Origin of the sequence: Pseudomonas sp. 9AZ, assembly GCF_902506525.1 — a bacterium.
Lineage (GTDB): Bacteria > Pseudomonadota > Gammaproteobacteria > Pseudomonadales > Pseudomonadaceae > Aquipseudomonas > Aquipseudomonas peli.
The window spans coordinates 1,426,689-1,443,845 of sequence record NZ_LR733840.1 but is presented as its reverse complement, the minus strand read 5'-3'; the positions used below and the strand labels follow the sequence as shown (position 1 = coordinate 1,443,845).

Annotated in this window: 14 protein-coding genes, 1 pseudogene and 1 riboswitch; of the genes and pseudogenes, 7 read left to right on the top strand and 8 right to left on the bottom strand. The window is 61.7% G+C overall.

Translation table 11 applies throughout. The features are described from left to right. Positions 1-97: 97 nt before the first annotated feature. The 4 genes from ALTER154_RS06770 to ahcY form a co-directional block, all read right to left on the bottom strand. Positions 98-871 carry an ABC transporter substrate-binding protein gene (locus ALTER154_RS06770; protein ID WP_160085781.1) on the bottom strand — a complete coding sequence of 258 codons (774 nt, stop codon included), beginning with the start codon at positions 869-871 and terminating at the stop codon, positions 98-100. 104 nt (positions 872-975) lie between these two features. Continuing rightward, positions 976-2,349, bottom strand: a complete 1,374-nt coding sequence (ppnN, locus tag ALTER154_RS06765; protein ID WP_160085780.1) for a nucleotide 5'-monophosphate nucleosidase PpnN — start codon at positions 2,347-2,349, stop codon at positions 976-978. Positions 2,350-2,534: 185 nt separating this feature from the next. Then, positions 2,535-3,380, bottom strand: coding sequence for a methylenetetrahydrofolate reductase [NAD(P)H] (metF, locus tag ALTER154_RS06760; RefSeq protein WP_090250053.1), 846 nt, complete (start codon positions 3,378-3,380; stop codon positions 2,535-2,537). Positions 3,381-3,479: 99 nt separating this feature from the next. Then, the gene (gene ahcY / locus ALTER154_RS06755; RefSeq protein WP_160085779.1) at positions 3,480-4,874 is read right to left on the bottom strand and encodes an adenosylhomocysteinase; all 1,395 of its coding nucleotides are present in this window, start codon (positions 4,872-4,874) and stop codon (positions 3,480-3,482) included. Between the two features lie 21 nt (positions 4,875-4,895). Continuing rightward, positions 4,896-4,989: riboswitch (S-adenosyl-L-homocysteine riboswitch) on the bottom strand. 190 nt (positions 4,990-5,179) lie between these two features. Here ahcY and ALTER154_RS06750 point away from each other — a divergent pair. Next, positions 5,180-5,566, top strand: coding sequence for an MAPEG family protein (locus ALTER154_RS06750; protein WP_090250047.1), 387 nt, complete (start codon positions 5,180-5,182; stop codon positions 5,564-5,566). Positions 5,567-5,678: 112 nt separating this feature from the next. Next, positions 5,679-6,128 carry a cytochrome c gene (locus ALTER154_RS06745; protein WP_160085778.1) on the top strand — a complete coding sequence of 150 codons (450 nt, stop codon included), beginning with the start codon at positions 5,679-5,681 and terminating at the stop codon, positions 6,126-6,128. Here ALTER154_RS06745 and ligB read toward each other — a convergent pair. From ligB to ALTER154_RS06725, 4 genes and pseudogenes are all read right to left on the bottom strand, one after another. Beyond that, positions 6,125-7,794 (bottom strand): annotated as a pseudogene (gene ligB, locus ALTER154_RS06740) (NAD-dependent DNA ligase LigB). The gene ALTER154_RS06745 and the pseudogene ligB overlap by 4 nt on opposite strands. 119 nt (positions 7,795-7,913) lie before the next feature. Continuing rightward, entirely contained in the window at positions 7,914-9,104 is a 1,191-nt protein-coding gene (metK, locus tag ALTER154_RS06735) for a methionine adenosyltransferase (protein ID WP_160085777.1), read from the bottom strand. A 14-nt stretch (positions 9,105-9,118) separates the two neighbouring features. Then, entirely contained in the window at positions 9,119-10,132 is a 1,014-nt protein-coding gene (locus ALTER154_RS06730; protein WP_160085776.1) for a metalloregulator ArsR/SmtB family transcription factor, read from the bottom strand. Between the two features lie 46 nt (positions 10,133-10,178). Then, positions 10,179-11,090: a LysR family transcriptional regulator gene (locus ALTER154_RS06725; RefSeq protein ID WP_160085775.1), complete on the bottom strand. Its 912-nt coding sequence runs from the start codon at positions 11,088-11,090 to the stop codon at positions 10,179-10,181. A 110-nt stretch (positions 11,091-11,200) separates the two neighbouring features. Between ALTER154_RS06725 and ALTER154_RS06720 the strand changes: the two genes are divergently transcribed. From ALTER154_RS06720 to ALTER154_RS06700, 5 genes are all read left to right on the top strand, one after another. Next, positions 11,201-12,325 carry a TDT family transporter gene (locus tag ALTER154_RS06720; protein WP_160085774.1) on the top strand — a complete coding sequence of 375 codons (1,125 nt, stop codon included), beginning with the start codon at positions 11,201-11,203 and terminating at the stop codon, positions 12,323-12,325. Positions 12,326-12,461: 136 nt separating this feature from the next. Beyond that, complete coding sequence (gene tkt / locus ALTER154_RS06715; protein WP_090250028.1) at positions 12,462-14,462, top strand: transketolase; 2,001 nt, start codon at positions 12,462-12,464, stop codon at positions 14,460-14,462. Between the two features lie 65 nt (positions 14,463-14,527). Further along, entirely contained in the window at positions 14,528-15,583 is a 1,056-nt protein-coding gene (gene epd, locus ALTER154_RS06710; RefSeq protein ID WP_160085773.1) for an erythrose-4-phosphate dehydrogenase, read from the top strand. A 3-nt stretch (positions 15,584-15,586) separates the two neighbouring features. Then, the gene (locus ALTER154_RS06705) at positions 15,587-16,750 is read left to right on the top strand and encodes a phosphoglycerate kinase (protein WP_160085772.1); all 1,164 of its coding nucleotides are present in this window, start codon (positions 15,587-15,589) and stop codon (positions 16,748-16,750) included. 29 nt (positions 16,751-16,779) lie between these two features. Then, positions 16,780-17,097: an MliC family protein gene (locus ALTER154_RS06700; RefSeq protein ID WP_160085771.1), complete on the top strand. Its 318-nt coding sequence runs from the start codon at positions 16,780-16,782 to the stop codon at positions 17,095-17,097. The last annotated feature ends 60 nt before the right edge of the window (positions 17,098-17,157 follow it).

Below are 17,157 nucleotides of genomic sequence, written 5' to 3'. Positions count from 1 at the left end.
CACGCTTGGGGGGCGTAATCCCGTCCGGTACTACTGGCCTCTGGGGGCTAGCATCCGGGCGCAAGCCTGGCGGGAAGGCCCGAGTATAACAGAGCCGCTAGTCAGCGCGAGCGTCGGTCTGCTCGGCGGTCTGAGCCGGTATTTCTTGGTGATAGCGTCGCAGTATTGCCGCGTACTCGGGGCTGCTTTTTAGGCGTCGCAGTTCGCTCTCGAAGCGTGGCACCAGTGCTGCCACGGCAGGCCGTTTGCTGAAGGCGGCATACACCCGATCGCTGTACAGCGGTTGCGGGCTGTAGGCGATGGCATTCTCGGCGCCCATTGTCTTGGCGGTGTAAAGGCCGACGGCACGGTCAGTTATCACCAGATCAATGCGTCCAAGCAGGAGTTTGCCAATATTGGCGTCCAGCGTTGGGGCGTCCTCACGCACAAAGTGAGTGCCCTTAGCGAAGGCTTGGTTGCTGTAGGCGTAGCCGGGTTCTGTGCCAACCCGCAAGCCGGCAAGATCGTCCACCGAGTTGATCAGGTGAGGGCGTGCTCGTGCGTGGAACAGCACCATTGCGCTGTCGGCCATGGCTTCATTGGGGAAAATCATGCCTTTGGCGCGTTCGTCGCTGTAGAACGCATCGAGCAGAATATCCAGTTTGCCATCGCTCATCTTGCGCAAGCAGCGCCGCCATGGTTCCAGCGTAATGTCGTAACTGATATTCAGGTTTGTCAGTACCAGGTGCAGAAGATCAGCATCAATACCGCGCACCTGACCGTCTTCGAGGAGCGTGTAGGGTGGCCATTCATTGGTACAGACTTTCAGGGGCTGGGCGAAACTGTTGACGCTGCAAGACAGCAGGAAAAGCAGTGCATACAACCTGACCATGGTGCGGTGACCTCGCAGACTTCATTGCAGATACCCTGTCTCACTGTAGCTGCTATCTGCGTGGGTCGGCCGCCCATGACCTATAAACATGTGTGCATGTACGCTCAGGTGATCAACTTATAGCAGGGCACATAAGCGCTGTTGCCCGGTAGTTTCATCCTGTGTTGATCGACGAAGGCCTGCAGCAGCTGGTCGAGCTGGCGCATGATTTCGCGTTCACCGCGAATTTCATAAGGGCCGTGCTGCTCGATCAGGCGAATGCCCTTGTCCTTGACGTTGCCCGAGACAATCCCGGAAAACGCCCGGCGTAGGTTGGCGGCCAGTTCGTGCAACGGTTGCTCGCGAGTCAGTTTGAGGCTGGCCATGTTGGCGTGGGTTGGCTCGAATGGGTGCTGGAAGCTCTCGTCGATCTTCAGCAGCCAGTTGAAGTGGAAGGCGTCGTTGTGTTCGCGGCGGAACTGTTTGACGGCCTTGATCCCTTCAGCCATTTCCCGGGCGACCTGCTCGGGGTTGTCGATGATGATGCTGTAGCGCTGCTGCGCCGCTTCACCCAGGGTCGCGCCGATAAACTCATGCAGCTGCTCCAAGTAGGCGGCGGCGCTGCGTGGTCCGGTCATGATCAGCGGGAAGGGGATGTTCTGGTTGTCCGGGTGCATGAGGATGCCGAGGAAATACAGCAGCTCTTCGGCCGTGCCCGCGCCGCCGGGGAAGATGATGATGCCGTGGCCGACACGGACGAAGGCCTCCAGGCGCTTCTCGATGTCCGGCAGGATCACCAGCTCATTGACGATCGGGTTGGGCGCTTCGGCGGCGATGATCCCCGGCTCGGTCAAGCCCAGGTAGCGGCCGTGCACGTTGCGCTGTTTGGCGTGGGAAATGGTCGCGCCCTTCATCGGGCCCTTCATTACGCCAGGGCCACAGCCGGTGCAGATGTCCAGACCGCGCAGGCCCAGTTCGTGGCCGACTTTCTTGGTGTATTTGTATTCTTCGGTGCTGATCGAATGGCCACCCCAGCACACCACAATCTTCGGCTCGGCGCCGGCGCGTAGGGTGTGGGCGTTGCGCAGCAGGTGGAAGACGTAATCGGTGATGCCTTGAGAGCTGCCAAAATCGATGCGCTGATTTTCCAGTTCGCTCTGCGTGTAGACGATGTCGCGCAGGGCGCTGAACAGCATTTCACGGGTGCTGGCGATCATCTCGCCATCGACAAAGGCATCAGCCGGGGCGTTGAACAGCTCCAGGCGGATGCCGCGGTCTTGCTGCAGGATATTGATCTCGAAGTCCGGGTAGGCTTCCAGAATGGTCTTGGCGTTATCGCTGTGTGAACCGGTGTTGAGGATGGCCAAGGCACATTGGCGGAACAGCGCATAGACGCTGCCGGAACCGGTTTCGCGCAGTTGTTGCACTTCACGCTGCGAGAGGGTTTCCAGGCTGCCTTTGGGGGTGACTGAGGCATTGATAGTTTTTCTGCTGACCATTGAGCAACTCCATGGAGGTCTTGAGCTTCAAGCTATGCAGGGTTGACCTAGAGGTCAAGTCGGTATGGGTGATGAGTCACGGCAGGATATGTCTGAGGCAGTCGACTTGGGGGAAGTCACAACTGTGGTGTGTCGCGGGATAGCGTCCATGGCACGTGCAGTGGCCATGGACGCGGTATCGCCCCTCAGCGTGGCAGCTTGAGGTTGTTCCAGATCGCCAGGCTCGGTTCAGCCTGGTTCATGCTGTAGAAGTGCAGGCCTGGGGCGCCGCCTTGCAGCAGGCGCTCGCACATTTCAGTGATGACCTGCTCGCCATACGCCTGGATGCTGTCGGTGTCGTCACCGTAGGCTTCCAGTTGTTTGCGCACCCAGCGCGGGATTTCCGCACCGCAGGCGTCGGAGAAACGCGCTAGCTTGCTGTAGTTGGTGATCGGCATGATGCCCGGTACCACTGGAATATCTACACCCAGCTTGCGCACACGGTCGACAAAGTAGAAGTAGCAGTCGGCGTTGAAGAAGTACTGGGTAATCGCGCTGTCCGCGCCGGCTTTGGCCTTGCGCACGAAGTTGGCGATGTCGTCCTCGAAATTGCGTGCCTGCGGGTGCATTTCCGGGTAGGCGGCCACTTCGATATGGAAGTGATCACCTGTTTCTTCGCGGATAAAGCTGACCAGGTCGTTGGCGTAGCGCAGTTCGCCGCTGGCCATGCCCATGCCCGACGGCAGGTCGCCACGCAGCGCAACAATGCGTTTGATTCCGGAACTCTTGTACAGGTTCAGCAACTCGCGCAGCTCGGCCTTGCTGTCGCCCACACAGGACAGGTGCGGTGCGGTGGGCACCTTCACGTCGCCGTCGAGTTGCAGCACGGTGTTGAGCGTACGGTCGCGGGTGGAGCCACCGGCACCATAGGTGCAGGAGAAGAAATCGGGTTTGTAGGTCGCCAGCTGGCGCGCCACATTCATCAGTTTTTCGTGCCCGGCTTCGGTTTTGGTGGGAAAGAACTCGAAGCTGTAACGGCGTTCTTGGCTCATAGGGTGTCTAGCCTTGGAGACGAAAGGTGGAGGGCGTTGTTCCATCCACCTTGCGGGAAGTCGGCGGTGGATAAGCCAGAGGCTTATCCACCCTACGAATTAGTAGCGGTAAGCGTGTGGCTTGAACGGGCCTTCCTGCGGCACGCCGATGTATTCGGCTTGCTTGCTGGTCAGTTGGGTCACCACGCCGCCGAAGCCTTTGACCATTTCCAGGGCCACTTCTTCGTCGAGCTTCTTAGGCAGCACTTCCACGGTCAGACGCTCGGCTTTCTTGTCGGCGGACAGGTCAGCAAACTTCTGTTCGAACAGGAAGATCTGCGCCAGTACCTGGTTGGCGAAGGAGCCGTCCATGATCCGGCTCGGGTGGCCGGTGGCGTTGCCCAGGTTCACCAGACGGCCTTCGGCCAGCAGGATCAGGTAGTCATCGTTGTGCGGGTCGAAGCTGCCGCTGCCGGTGCGGTGGATCTTGTGTACTTGTGGCTTCACTTCTTCCCAAGCCCAGTTCTTGCGCATGAAAGCGGTGTCGATTTCATTGTCGAAGTGACCGATGTTGCACACCACAGCGCGCTTTTTCAGGACCTTGAGCATGTTCGCGTCGCACACGTTGACGTTACCGGTGGTGGTTACCAGCAGGTCAATTTTGCTCAGCAGGGCGCTGTCGATGCTTGCAGCGGTGCCGTCGTTGATGCCGTCGATGAACGGCGAAACCACTTCATAGCCGTCCATGCAGGCCTGCATGGCGCAGATCGGGTCCACTTCGGTTACGCGTACGATCATGCCTTCCTGACGCAGCGACTGCGCGGAGCCCTTGCCCACGTCGCCGTAGCCGATAACCAGCGCTTGCTTGCCGGACAGCAGGTGGTCGGTGCCGCGCTTGATGGCGTCGCTCAGGCTGTGACGGCAGCCGTATTTGTTGTCGTTTTTGCTCTTGGTCACCGAGTCATTGACGTTGATCGCCGGGATCTTCAGCTCGCCCTTGGCCAGCATGTCAAGCAGACGGTGCACGCCGGTGGTGGTCTCTTCGGTGACGCCGTGGATGCGCTCCAGCATCTGCGGGTATTTCTTGTGCAGGATCTCGGTCAGGTCGCCGCCATCGTCGAGGATCATGTTGGCGTCCCATGGCTTACCGTCCTTGAGGATGGTTTGCTCGATGCACCACTCGTACTCTTCTTCGGTTTCGCCCTTCCAGGCGAATACCGGGATGCCGGCGGCAGCAATGGCAGCAGCTGCCTGGTCCTGAGTAGAGAAGATGTTGCACGACGACCAGCGTACTTCGGCACCCAGTGCAGTCAGGGTTTCGATCAGCACGGCAGTCTGGATGGTCATGTGGATGCAGCCGATGATCTTCGCGCCCTTGAGTGGCTGCTCGCCGGCGTATTTGCGGCGCAGGCCCATCAAAGCAGGCATTTCAGATTCGGCGATGATGGTTTCGCGACGGCCCCAGGCAGCCAGGGAAATGTCAGCGACTTTAAAATCGTTAAAAGCGGCGCTCATAAAAGCTCTCCATTCGTTGTCTGCGAATGGGCGCCGTTGATGCGTATGGTTAACGCCCTGTCCGAGCCTGACAAATCTCTGGTGGCCAGAGTTTGCTGCAGCGCCCCTCGGACAGGTGGCGGGTGCGACCGGAGCTGTGCCGGCCACATGAAGCTGGCGAAGTATAGCCAGCCTGGCGCATAAGCCCAAGGCTTTCTGTCGGGTGGATTGGCTGTTGCGCCATCGCTTTTGGCTGCTTCAGTCATGGTGTTTGTATCCGCGCTGATACAGGCTGCAGATGTTTATTCCCTCAACGCGGAGCTGCCATGACGATTGCTTACTGGTGTGTATTGATTGCCCTGTTTCTGCCTTACTTGTCGACGGTTACCGCCAAGGCCGTCAGCGGTGGTTTTAGCCCGCGTCATAACCATGACCCGCGGGCGTTGCTCAACAGCCTCAGCGGCGTCGGGCGGCGGGCCAACAACGCCCAGCTCAACAGTTTTGAAGTGACCCCGGCTTTTTCGGCCGCGGTGATCATTGCCCACCTGGCGGGCGGCGCTGAGCAGGCATTGCTTGATCAGTTGGCGATCGCGTTTGTCGTCAGCCGTATTGTCTATTTCATCTGTTACCTGGCTGACTGGGCGCCGGTGCGTTCACTGGTGTGGTTCGTCAACATGGGGCTGATCATCAGCCTGTTTGTTGTATCGGCTTGATTGCAGCCGGACTGTTCAGTCCTCTGCGGCAAAACACCACGCTTGGCCGGTGGGTACTGGGTGGCGATACTGTCACCCGTTATCCACCCGGTTGTTGGCATTTGAAGGTGTTATGAAGCTTAAAACCCTGTATTTGGTTGTATTGGCGCTGGCTCTAAGCGGCTGCGGCGGTGTCGATCCCAATTCGCCGCAAGGCCAGCGTCAGAGCATTTTCAAGCAGATGCTCAAGGTCAGCGAAGACCTGGGTGGCATGCTGCGTGGGCGGTTGGCGTTCAAGGAACAGGCATTTGTTGACGGCGCCGCCAAGCTCGATCAGTTGACCCGCACGCCTTGGCAGCACTTTCCGCAGGTGCGTGATGACGGTGAGGAAAGCCGTGCCAAGGATGACGTCTGGCAGCGCCTGGCGCGTTTTCAGGAGCTGGCTCGCGCCATGGAAACCAGCACCGCTGCGCTAGTCGCCGCGACGGCGGCAAAGCCATTAAAGCCTGATGAGCTGGTTGCGCCGATGCAGCGCGTTGAAGACAGCTGCAAAGCCTGCCATGAAGAGTTTCGCGCGTTCTAAGGTCTTTCAAATCCGGCGATCTGCGCGGCGCGCAACTGCGCCTGCAGGGCTTTCACCTCGGGGTGCTGGAAGAAAGCCGTTAACTGCGCCGCGCGTTGCGGGCCGATGCCGGGCTGGCGTAGCCAGTCGGCCGTGCTGCGCTGCGCCAACGTGTCCCAGTCCGCGTTTAATGGCACCTGAGACGGAACTCCGAGGGCACGCAGCCAGGCCTGCTGCGGACGTTGGCGGGCCAATTGAAAACTCTGCTGTAAGACTGCTGCGCTTCGCGGGCCTAAGCCTGGCACGCGAATCAACTGCTCGGGGGTTAACTCCAGCCAGTCGAGCAGGCCGTTAATCATTCCCGCCTGCAGCAGCTTCTCCCACGTGCCCGGGCCCACCCCCGGTAGGGCTAAACCCTGTTTGCCGCTGAGCCAGGCCAGGCGTGCACGGAACTGGCTGGCGCAAGCGGCGCTGGCTTGCCAGCAGCTCAGTGCGTGGTAAGCGCGGGCATCTGGCACCGGCAATTCAGCGCGCTCTTGGGTGTGCCAGAACACGCTGTCGAGCACCGGGATGGTAAGCCCGGAGAGCCGGATCACCACCTGGTCGCCGGGGCGTATATCCAGCGCCTGCCAGCGTTGCAGTGAGTTGGCGCTGACGTATTCGATGCGCCGGTCATCCAATTTTACCGGCTGCACGCGCAGCACCGGGGTGATGCGCCCGCTGCGGCCGATGCGAAAGTCCACGGCCTGCACCACGGCCAGAGCCTGCCCGACCGGGTACTTCCAGGCCACTGCCCAGTGCGGCGGTTCTGCTTGCCAGCGTGCGGCCTGTGGGCGCTGGGCCTGACGCAGCACCACGCCATCGGTGGCGAAGGGTAGGGCGCTGCTGTACCACTGCTCGCGCCAGTGGCTGGCGTCGGCCACGCTGCGAAGGGGATGGCTGAACGTGGCGCTGTCGGTGAAACCCAGCGCGCTCAGCGCTGCAGGCGCTCTAGCATGCTGGCTGGGCCATCGGGCCAATCCCAGATAAACAGGCCAATACCGGCTGCGTCCTCATGGCTCAACGCCTTGCGGCTCATCAAGCCGGCTACCTTACTGCGTGCACCTTGGCCGCCATCTTGCCGCTGGATATGCCCAGGTCTGCGCCAGTACAACTCGCCTTGCAGGGTCAGCTTCAGCGCCGAAGGCAGCTCTGCGGGAATTGCTGGCAGCTGGTGGGCCAGCTGGGTCCAGTCCTGCCCCTGACGGCCGTCGCCGCGACTGATCAGTTGCTGCAGGTGCCCTTGGTGATACACCAGACTGACGGCCACGCCATCGACCTTGGGCTGAACCCACAGCTCATCGCGCTTGGCCATCCAGCGCGCGACAGCACGCTTGTCCGGCAACTTACGCAGGCCTGTGTGAGCCACCGGGTGCGGTTGCGGGCCGGCGCTGCTGGCCAGCGGGTTAACTGCCGCGCTATGGGGTTGCGGGAAGCAGCTGCGCCAGTGTTGCAGGGTGACGCTGGCCTGGTCATACAGCTCGTCCGCGACCGGGCTTTGCCCCAGACGATGATAGGCATTGTCCCATTCGGCCAGTTGTTGGCTCAGGGCATTCAATTCGCGTTCGGCGCGCGGGGCGGGCCAGTCGGGGCAGGTGGCCCAAAGGGGGCTGCTGAACAGCAGCAGGCAGGCAATTCGGAGGTTCACCGTGAGCGTCCTTGCTCGGCAGATGGCTCACTCAGCCTAGTCGGATTTACCCGAGTGAGCGCGATGTGTAGGCAATAAAAAGCCCCGCACAAGGCGGGGCTTCGGGTATTGCTTCAGGCTTACAACCCGGCGGCAGCGCGCAGGTCGGCGACCTTGTCGGTTTTTTCCCAGGTGAAGGTGCTGAAGGTGTCGTTGCCGACGGTCTTCTGCTTCGGTGTGCGGCCGAAGTGGCCGTAAGCCGCAGTGTCCTGGTACATCGGGTGCAGCAGGTCGAGCATCTTGGTGATGGCATAAGGGCGCAGGTCGAACACTTCACGCACCAGCTTGATGATCAAATCGTCTGCCACCTTGTTGGTGCCGAAGGTGTTGATCGAGATCGAGGTCGGCTGAGCCACGCCGATGGCGTAGGACACCTGAATTTCGCAACGCTCGGCCAGGCCGGCAGCAACGATGTTCTTTGCCACGTAACGACCGGCGTAGGCTGCCGAACGGTCAACCTTGGATGGGTCCTTGCCGGAGAACGCGCCGCCACCGTGACGGGCCATGCCGCCGTAGGAGTCGACGATGATCTTGCGCCCGGTCAGACCGCAGTCACCCACTGGGCCGCCGATCACGAAGTTGCCGGTCGGGTTGATGTGGAACTGGGTGCCTTTGTGCAGCAACTCGGCCGGCAGAGCGTGCTTGATGATCAGTTCCATCACGCCTTCACGCAGGTCAGCCAGCGACACTTCCGGGTTGTGCTGAGTGGACAGCACCACCGCATCGATGCCGACTACTTTGCCATTTTCGTATTGGCAGGTGACCTGGGATTTCGCATCCGGGCGTAGCCATGGCAGCAAGCCGGACTTGCGCGCTTCCGCCTGGCGCTCGACCAGGCGGTGGCTGAAGCAGATCGGTGCGGGCATCAGCACGTCGGTTTCGTTGCTGGCGTAGCCGAACATCAGGCCCTGGTCGCCGGCACCCTGGTCTTCCGGCTTGGCGCGGTCGACGCCCTGGTTGATGTCCGGGGACTGCTTGCCAATGATGTTCAGCACGCCGCAGGTGGCGCCGTCGAAGCCGACGTCGGAGTTGGTGTAGCCGATGTCACAGATCACGTCGCGGACGATCTGTTCCAGGTCGACCCAGGCGCTGGTGGTGACTTCACCCGCAACGATGGCTACACCGGTCTTGACCAGGGTTTCCACGGCCACGCGGGCGTGTTTGTCCTGGGCGATGATGGCGTCCAGCACCGCGTCGGAAATCTGGTCGGCGATTTTGTCGGGATGGCCTTCGGAGACGGACTCGGAGGTAAAGAGGGAGTATTCGCTCATCGTGCGGGTTCCTGTTAGTGACCGGTAGTTGCAGCCCGTAGGCCATGATTGAGTGACGGTTTGGCAAAGTGCCGAACCTGAATCTGAAAGCCGTTGCGCAGGCCTACATAGAGGCTTTCGCAGGTGTTGAGGCCGGCCGCGGCGGCCCAGCGCGCCAGGTCATCCTGTTCGAAGCCTAGCCACAGGTCGCCGCAGGCTTCGCGGGCCCAGCTCTGGTTGTGGCTGCACAATTCGGTGATCAGCAGGCTGCCGCCAGGTTTCACGCGCTGCGCCAGCTGCTTGAGCGCATCGGCCGGGGCGGCGAAGTGGTGCAGCACCATGTTCAGCACCAGGCAGTCGGCAGCCGGGTAGTCGTCCTGCAGGGCATCGGCCAGCTGCAGTTGCACATTGCCCAGGCCTTCCTTGGTGCAACGTTGACGGGCCAGTTCAAGCATCGCCGCGCTGTTGTCCAGGGCCAGCACCTGCTGGAAGCGCTGCGCCAGCTCTGGAAGAAAACCGCCATCGCCGGGGCCGATTTCCACGGCGCTGGCATCACGGCCAAAACCCAGTGAGTCGAGCAGGGCCAGCACGCTGTCGCGGTACTGCGGCAGGCCTGCGATCAAGTCCTGCTGCGCCTGGAAGCTGGCCGCGCTGCGGGCGAAGAACTCCTGGCTGGCAGCGGCGCGTTGGCCGTGCACCTGGGCGATGCGTTGCTGTACCTCGGCGGGCAGCTGTAGCTGATCGATTTCATCAAGCAGTGCGCTATGCAGGCGGCTGCCCAGCTGTTCACCCTGAGCCAGGGCGCGGCGGTAGAAAATCGCATTGCCTTCGCGGCGGGTGGCCACCAGTCCAGCCTGGGCCAGCACCTTGAGATGGTGGCTGATGCCGGATTGACCGGTGGCGAAGATCTGCGCCAACTCCAATACACCGAACGAGTCGTTGGCCAGGGCGCGTAGGATATTCAGGCGCAACGCGTCACCGCTGGCCTTGCACAGGGCGGCGAGTGCATCGACCGGCTCGAAGGCCAGATGGGAGGCGCGCATATTCATAGGTTGGGCAGTCTAGTCGGTCACTTTTTATCCAGCAAGGGCAATATCAAAAAGTTTTGATATTGCCCTTGCTGGTGTTCAGTGCCTGTTCGACCTGTTCCAGCAGCGCGGCCGCCGCGGGGCTCAGACTGTGTTCACGGCGCCAGACGGCATGCAGATCGCGGCTGATCTGTAAGTCGCGAACGGGCAGGTGACACAGCTGTCCGCTGCGCAGCTCCTCCTGCACCGCTAGTTCGGAAATCCAGGCCACGGCTTGGCCGGCCAATAAGCTGCGTTTTAGCGCTTCGCTATTGCCCAGGGCCATGGCGACACGTGGTTGCAGGCCGAGTGCCTGGTAAGCCTGCTCCAGGGTGGCGCGGGTGCCGGAGCCTTGCTCGCGGATCAGCAGGGCGGCGTCGGCCAGCTCAACCGGGCTGACGCTCGCCTGCTTGGCCAGTGGATGCTTGGGGCTGGCGACGGGCAGCAACGCATCCGTGCCAAGGTGACGGTGATTGAATTGTTCCGGGGCGAACGGCCCTTCAATGAAGGCCAGTGTGATGGCGTTGTTTTCCAGCTGTTGCAGGCAGGCCGCGGTGTTGTCGATCTGCAGGCTCAGCTGCAGGTCGGGATACTGCTGATGAAACGGCGCAATCAGCGCTGGTAGCAGGTAACTGCCCAGAGTGGCACTGGCGCCCAGGTGCAGCTCGCCGCAGCCGAGGTTGGCGAAGGCCTGCAAGTCGCGCTCGGCGGCTTGCTCCAGGGCAAAGATGCGCTCGGCATAGGGCAGCAGGCGTTGCCCAGCAGCGGTCAGGGTGACGCCACGGCTTTGTCGGTCAAACAGCGGCAAGCGCAGGCGTGCTTCCAGCTCACGGATCTCACGGGTCACCGCCGGCTGGCTGATAAACAGGCGGGCGGCTCCCGCGCTGATGCTGCCGGTCTGGGCGATGGCGAGGAAGACCTTGAGGTGGTGCAGATTCATAAATAGAAGGTATGCCTTGTATCTTTTATATGTATTTTACCTATAGCACGGCTGTGCCTAACCTCCCAGTCATGGATCGCCATTGGCGATTGTCTGTGAGGAATGCCGTGATGTTGCGCCCCTTTACCCGTTTGCATGAGCCGCTGGCTTTTGTTCGTCAATTCACCCCCAACTGGTTCGCCATGACCATGGGCACCGGCGTGCTGGCGCAGGTGGTGGCCAAGCTGCCGCTGTCTTTCCCTGGGCAGCTGCTGCTGGCCGAAGGCCTATGGTGGCTGACGGTGCTGCTGTTTGGTCTGTTCAGCGTGTTATTTGCCGCGCGCCTGCTGTTGTTTCGCGACACCCTGTGGCCGATGCTCGATCACCCGGTGCAGTCGATGTTTCTGGGGGCGATCCCCATGGGGCTGGTGCAGGTGATCAACGGTTTGCTGTTGTTTGCTGCGCCGGTGCATGGCACCTCCCTCGTGGCGCTGGCTCATGGTTTGTGGTGGCTGGCGCTGGTATTGGCTCTGGGCGCGGCACTCGGTGTGCCGTATTTGATGTTTACCCGGCAAAAACATGTGCTGGAAAGCCTGACCGGCGTTTGGCTGCTGCCGATTGTCGCACCCGAAGTGGTGGCCAGCGGCGCGGCGGCACTGGCGCCGCATCTGGCGGCTGAGTCGGCACAACTGCTGCTCAGTTTGGGCTATGTGCTGTGGGGCTTGTCGCTGAGCTTGGCGTTTGCCCTGATCGCTCTTGTGCTGCTGCGCCTGGCTCTGCACAAGTTGCCGGATATGGATTTTGCCGCCAGCAGCTGGCTGCCACTGGGGCCGCTGGCCACCGGTTGCCTGGGCTTGATTAGTCTTGGGCAGGCCGCACCGCACGCCTGGCAGGGCACCGCGCTGCAGGGCGCGGCCGAAATGGCGCAGCAGCTGGGTCTGGTCGGTGGGTTGGCGCTGTGGGGTGCGGGTTTGTGGTGGTTGGTCGCGGCCAGTCTGTTTACCCAGCATTACATGCGCCGTGAGCTGCCCTTCAACCTGGGGTGGTGGGGATTCACCTTCCCGCTGGGGGTGTTCACCCTGGCCACCTTTGCTCTGCAGCAGATGACCGGCTTGGCGTTCTTTATGTGGGTGGGCCTGCTGCTGGCGGCCAAGCTGGTGTTGGTCTGGTTGCTGGTGATGCGCCGCACGCTGCACGGTTTGTGGCACGGCGAGCTGTTTCGCGCCCCCTGTCTGGCCACGCAAACGTCGATTTGAGGCGGCTGACGGGGGCTAATTGCCGATTGTCCGGGGTTAACGACCATCTGTGATTGCCCCCATGGCGCCGCTGGGCGAAAATGGACGCCTTTTTCGACCCCCCAGTTGCCCAAGCAGCCCCGCAGGAGATTCAGTGATGCCCAGCCGTCGTGAGCGAGCCAATGCCATTCGTGCCCTCAGCATGGATGCCGTGCAGAAAGCCAACAGCGGCCACCCCGGTGCCCCGATGGGCATGGCGGATATCGCCGAAGTCCTGTGGCGTGACTTCCTCAAGCACAACCCGAGCAACCCGAAATTCGCCGACCGTGACCGCTTTGTGCTGTCCAACGGCCACGGCTCGATGCTGATCTACTCGCTGCTGCACCTGACCGGCTACGACCTGGGCATCGAAGACCTGAAGAACTTCCGCCAACTGCACAGCCGCACCCCGGGCCACCCAGAATACGGCTACACGCCGGGTGTAGAGACCACCACTGGCCCGCTGGGCCAGGGCATCGCCAACGCCGTCGGTTTCGCCATTGCTGAGAAAGTACTGGGCGCGCAGTTCAACCGTGACGGCCACCAGATCGTTGACCACTTCACCTACGCCTTCCTCGGCGACGGCTGCATGATGGAAGGCATCAGCCATGAAGTCTGCTCCCTGGCCGGTACCTTGGGCCTGGGCAAGCTGGTAGCGTTCTATGACGACAACGGCATTTCCATCGACGGTGAAGTCGAAGGCTGGTTCACCGATGACACCCCGGCGCGCTTCGAAGCCTACGGCTGGCAGGTGATCCGCAATGTCGACGGTCACGACGCCGAAGAAATCAAGATGGCTATCGAGACCGCGCGCAAGACCAGCGACCGTCCGACCCTGATCTGCTGCAAAACCACCATCGGTTTCGGCTCGCCGAACAAGCAGGGCAAGGAAGAGTGCCACGGCGCGCCGCTGGGTAACGATGAAATCGCCCTGACCCGCGCCACCCTGGGCTGGAACCATGGCCCGTTTGAAATCCCGGCCGACATCTATGCCGAGTGGGATGCCAAGGCTGCCGGTGCTGCCGCCGAGGCCGAGTGGAACGAGCGCTTTGCTGCCTACGCCGCCGCCTTCCCTGAGCTGGCCAGCGAGTTCAAGCGCCGCGTCGCCGGCGAATTGCCCGCTGACTTCGCTGAGAAGACCGCTGCTTATATTCAAGAAGTGGCCGCCAAAGGCGAGACCATCGCCAGCCGCAAGGCCAGCCAGAACACCCTGAATGCGTTCGGCCCGCTGCTGCCGGAATTCCTCGGCGGCTCGGCGGACCTGGCCGGCTCCAACCTGACCCTGTGGAAAGGCTGCAAAGGTGTGTCGGCTGATGACGCATCCGGCAACTACATGTTCTACGGCGTGCGCGAGTTCGGCATGAGCGCGATCATGAACGGCGTGGCCCTGCACGGTGGCTTTGTGCCGTATGGCGCGACCTTCCTGATCTTTATGGAATACGCACGTAACGCGGTGCGCATGGCCGCGCTGATGAAACAGCGTGTGCTGTTTGTGTTTACCCACGACTCCATTGGCCTCGGTGAAGACGGCCCGACTCACCAGCCAATCGAGCAGCTGGCCAGCCTGCGTGGCACGCCGAACCTCGACACCTGGCGCCCATGCGACGCCGTTGAGTCCGCAGTGGCGTGGAAATACGCCATCGAGCGCAATGACGGCCCTTCCGCGCTGATCTTCAGCCGGCAGAACCTGCCGCACCAGAGCCGCGATGCCCAGCAACTGGCTGATGTCGCTCGTGGTGGCTATGTGCTGAAAGACTGCGCGGGTGAGCCGGAGCTGATCCTGATCGCCACCGGCTCGGAAATCGGCCTGGCCATGCAGGCGGCTGCCAAGCTGGAAGAGCAGGGCCGTCAGGTGCGCGTCGTCTCGATGCCGTCCACCAGCGTGTTCGACCAGCAGGACGCCGGCTACAAGCAGGCCGTGTTGCCGGTGCAAGTCGGTGCGCGGATCGCCATCGAAGCCTCGCATGCCGACTACTGGTACAAGTACGTGGGTCTGGAAGGTCGCATCATCGGCATGACCACCTTCGGTGAGTCTGCCCCGGCGCCGGCGCTGTTCGAGGAATTCGGCTTCACCGTCGAAAACATCCTGGAAACCGCCGCCGAGCTGCTGGACGCCTGATCCGGCGAATGATGGGTGATGCCGCGTGCGGCTCACCCATCCTACGGTTCCCTATCGAGACCACTATGCCCAAGCGTCCCTATCGAATTGCCCTCAACGGTTACGGCCGTATCGGCCGCTGCGTGCTGCGTGCGCTGCATGAGCGGGGCGCCGGGGCACAACTGGAAATCGTCGCGCTGAATGACCTGGCCGACCAGGCCAGCATTGAATACCTGACGCGTTTCGACTCCACCCACGGGCGTTTTCCCGGCGAGGTGAAGGTCGACGGCGATTGCCTGCATATCAATGGCGACTGCGTGAAAGTGCTGCGTCAGGCAACGCCTGAGGCCATCGACTGGGCTGCGCTGGACATTGATCTGCTGCTTGAATGCTCTGGTCAGTACACCAGCCGCAGCGAGGCGCAGCGCTTTATCGATGCTGGCGCGCCGCGCGTGTTGCTGTCGCAACCGATGGCCAGTGAGGCAGATATCGACGCCACGGTGGTCTACGGGGTCAATCAGGATTGCCTGAGCGGCACCGAGCAGCTGGTGTCCAACGCCTCCTGTACCACCAACTGTGGTGTGCCGCTGCTCAAACTGCTGAATGAGACGGTGGGTATCGAATACGTGTCGATCACCACCATCCACTCGGCGATGAACGACCAGCCGGTGATCGACGCTTACCACCACGAAGACCTGCGCCGCACGCGCTCGGCCTTTCAGTCAGTGATTCCTGTGTCCACCGGTCTGGCCCGTGGTATCGAGCGCCTGCTGCCGGAACTCAGCGGACGTATCCAGGCCAAAGCCATTCGTGTGCCGACGGTGAACGTGTCGTGTCTGGACATCACCCTGCAGACCGCGCGTGACACCTCCACTGATGAGATCAACCGCGTGTTGCGCCAGGCAGCAGAAAGCGGCCCGCTGAAGGGCTTGCTGGCCTACACCGAACTGCCGCACGCCAGTTGCGACTTCAACCATGACCCGCACTCGGCCATCGTCGATGGCAGCCAGACCCGCGTCTCTGGGCCGCGTCTGGTCAACCTGCTGGCTTGGTTCGACAACGAGTGGGGGTTTGCCAACCGCATGCTCGATGTTGCTGAACACTTTCTCTCCCTGACTACTCCAGCCCCCGTGAAGGACTGATATATGACCGTTCTGAAGATGACCGACCTCGACCTCGCCGGTAAGCGCGTGCTGATCCGCGAAGACCTCAACGTGCCGGTAAAAGACGGCGCGGTGAAGAGCGACGCGCGCATCCTCGCCTCCCTGCCGACCATCAAGCTGGCGCTGGAGAAGGGCGCAGCGGTCATGGTCTGCTCGCACCTGGGTCGTCCGACCGAAGGCGAATTCAGCGAAGAGAACAGCCTGGCCCCGGTCGCGGCCTACCTGAGCAAGGCCCTGGGCCGCGACGTACCGCTGGTAAAAGATTACCTCGGCGGCGTTGAACTCAAGGCTGGCGAGATCGTGCTGTTCGAGAACGTGCGCTTCAACAAGGGCGAGAAGAAAAACGCCGATGAACTCGCCCAGCAGTACGCTGCGCTGTGCGACGTGTTCGTCATGGACGCCTTCGGTACCGCTCACCGCGCCGAGGGTTCGACCCATGGTGTGGCCAAGTTCGCCAAGGTCGCCTGCGCCGGCCCGTTGCTGGCGGCCGAGCTGGATGCGCTGGGCAAGGCGCTGGGTAACCCGGCCAAGCCAATGGCCGCGATCGTTGCCGGCTCCAAGGTGTCGACCAAGCTCGACGTGCTCAATAGCCTGAGCCAGATCTGCGACCAGCTGATTGTCGGTGGCGGCATCGCCAACACCTTCCTCGCTGCTGCCGGTTTCCCGGTGGGCAAGTCGCTATACGAGGCCGATCTGGTTGAGACTGCCAAGGCCATCGCGGCCAAGGTCAGCGTGCCATTGCCGGTTGATGTGGTCGTCGCCAAAGCCTTCGCCGAAGACGCTGAAGCCACCGTCAAACTGGTGGCCGATGTGGCTGAAGACGACATGATTCTGGATATCGGCCCGCAAACTGCAGCGCAGTTCGCCGAGCTGCTGAAATCCTCGAAGACCATTCTGTGGAACGGCCCGGTCGGCGTGTTCGAGTTTGACCAGTTCGGCAACGGTACTAAGGTGTTGGCCCAGGCCATCGCTGAGAGCCCAGCCTTCTCGATTGCCGGTGGCGGCGACACCCTGGCGGCTATCGACAAATACGGCGTTGGCGCGCAGATCAGCTATATCTCCACCGGTGGCGGCGCGTTCCTCGAGTTTGTCGAGGGCAAGGTATTGCCGGCGGTTGAAGTGCTGGAACAACGCGCTAACGCATAAATAGCCTGATCATGGAGCGAGTCCCGATAATGAAACGGATTACCCTGCTGGCATTGCTCAGTCTGCTTGGCGCCTGCGCCAGTCAGCCGGCACCGTCGGATAACTGGACGCGCTGGGTGTGCGACAGCCAGACCGAAGTGCTCTGGCGTTTCGCCGACAGCAGTGCAGAGTACGTCGATGTGCGCCTCGGCGGCGGTGATATCGTTTATCGCTTGCAGCAGGAACCCGCCGGCTCGGGTGCGCTGTACAGTGACGGGATGTTGTCTTTTCACACCAAAGGCGAGGAAGGGCTGGTCTACTGGACGGCCAAGGATGACCTGATCGGCCGTGGCTGCAAGGCACCCTGACAACGACTTGAATACAGGCCGGGTTCACTCCCGGTCTGAATGACTTGAATAGCGCCTGCC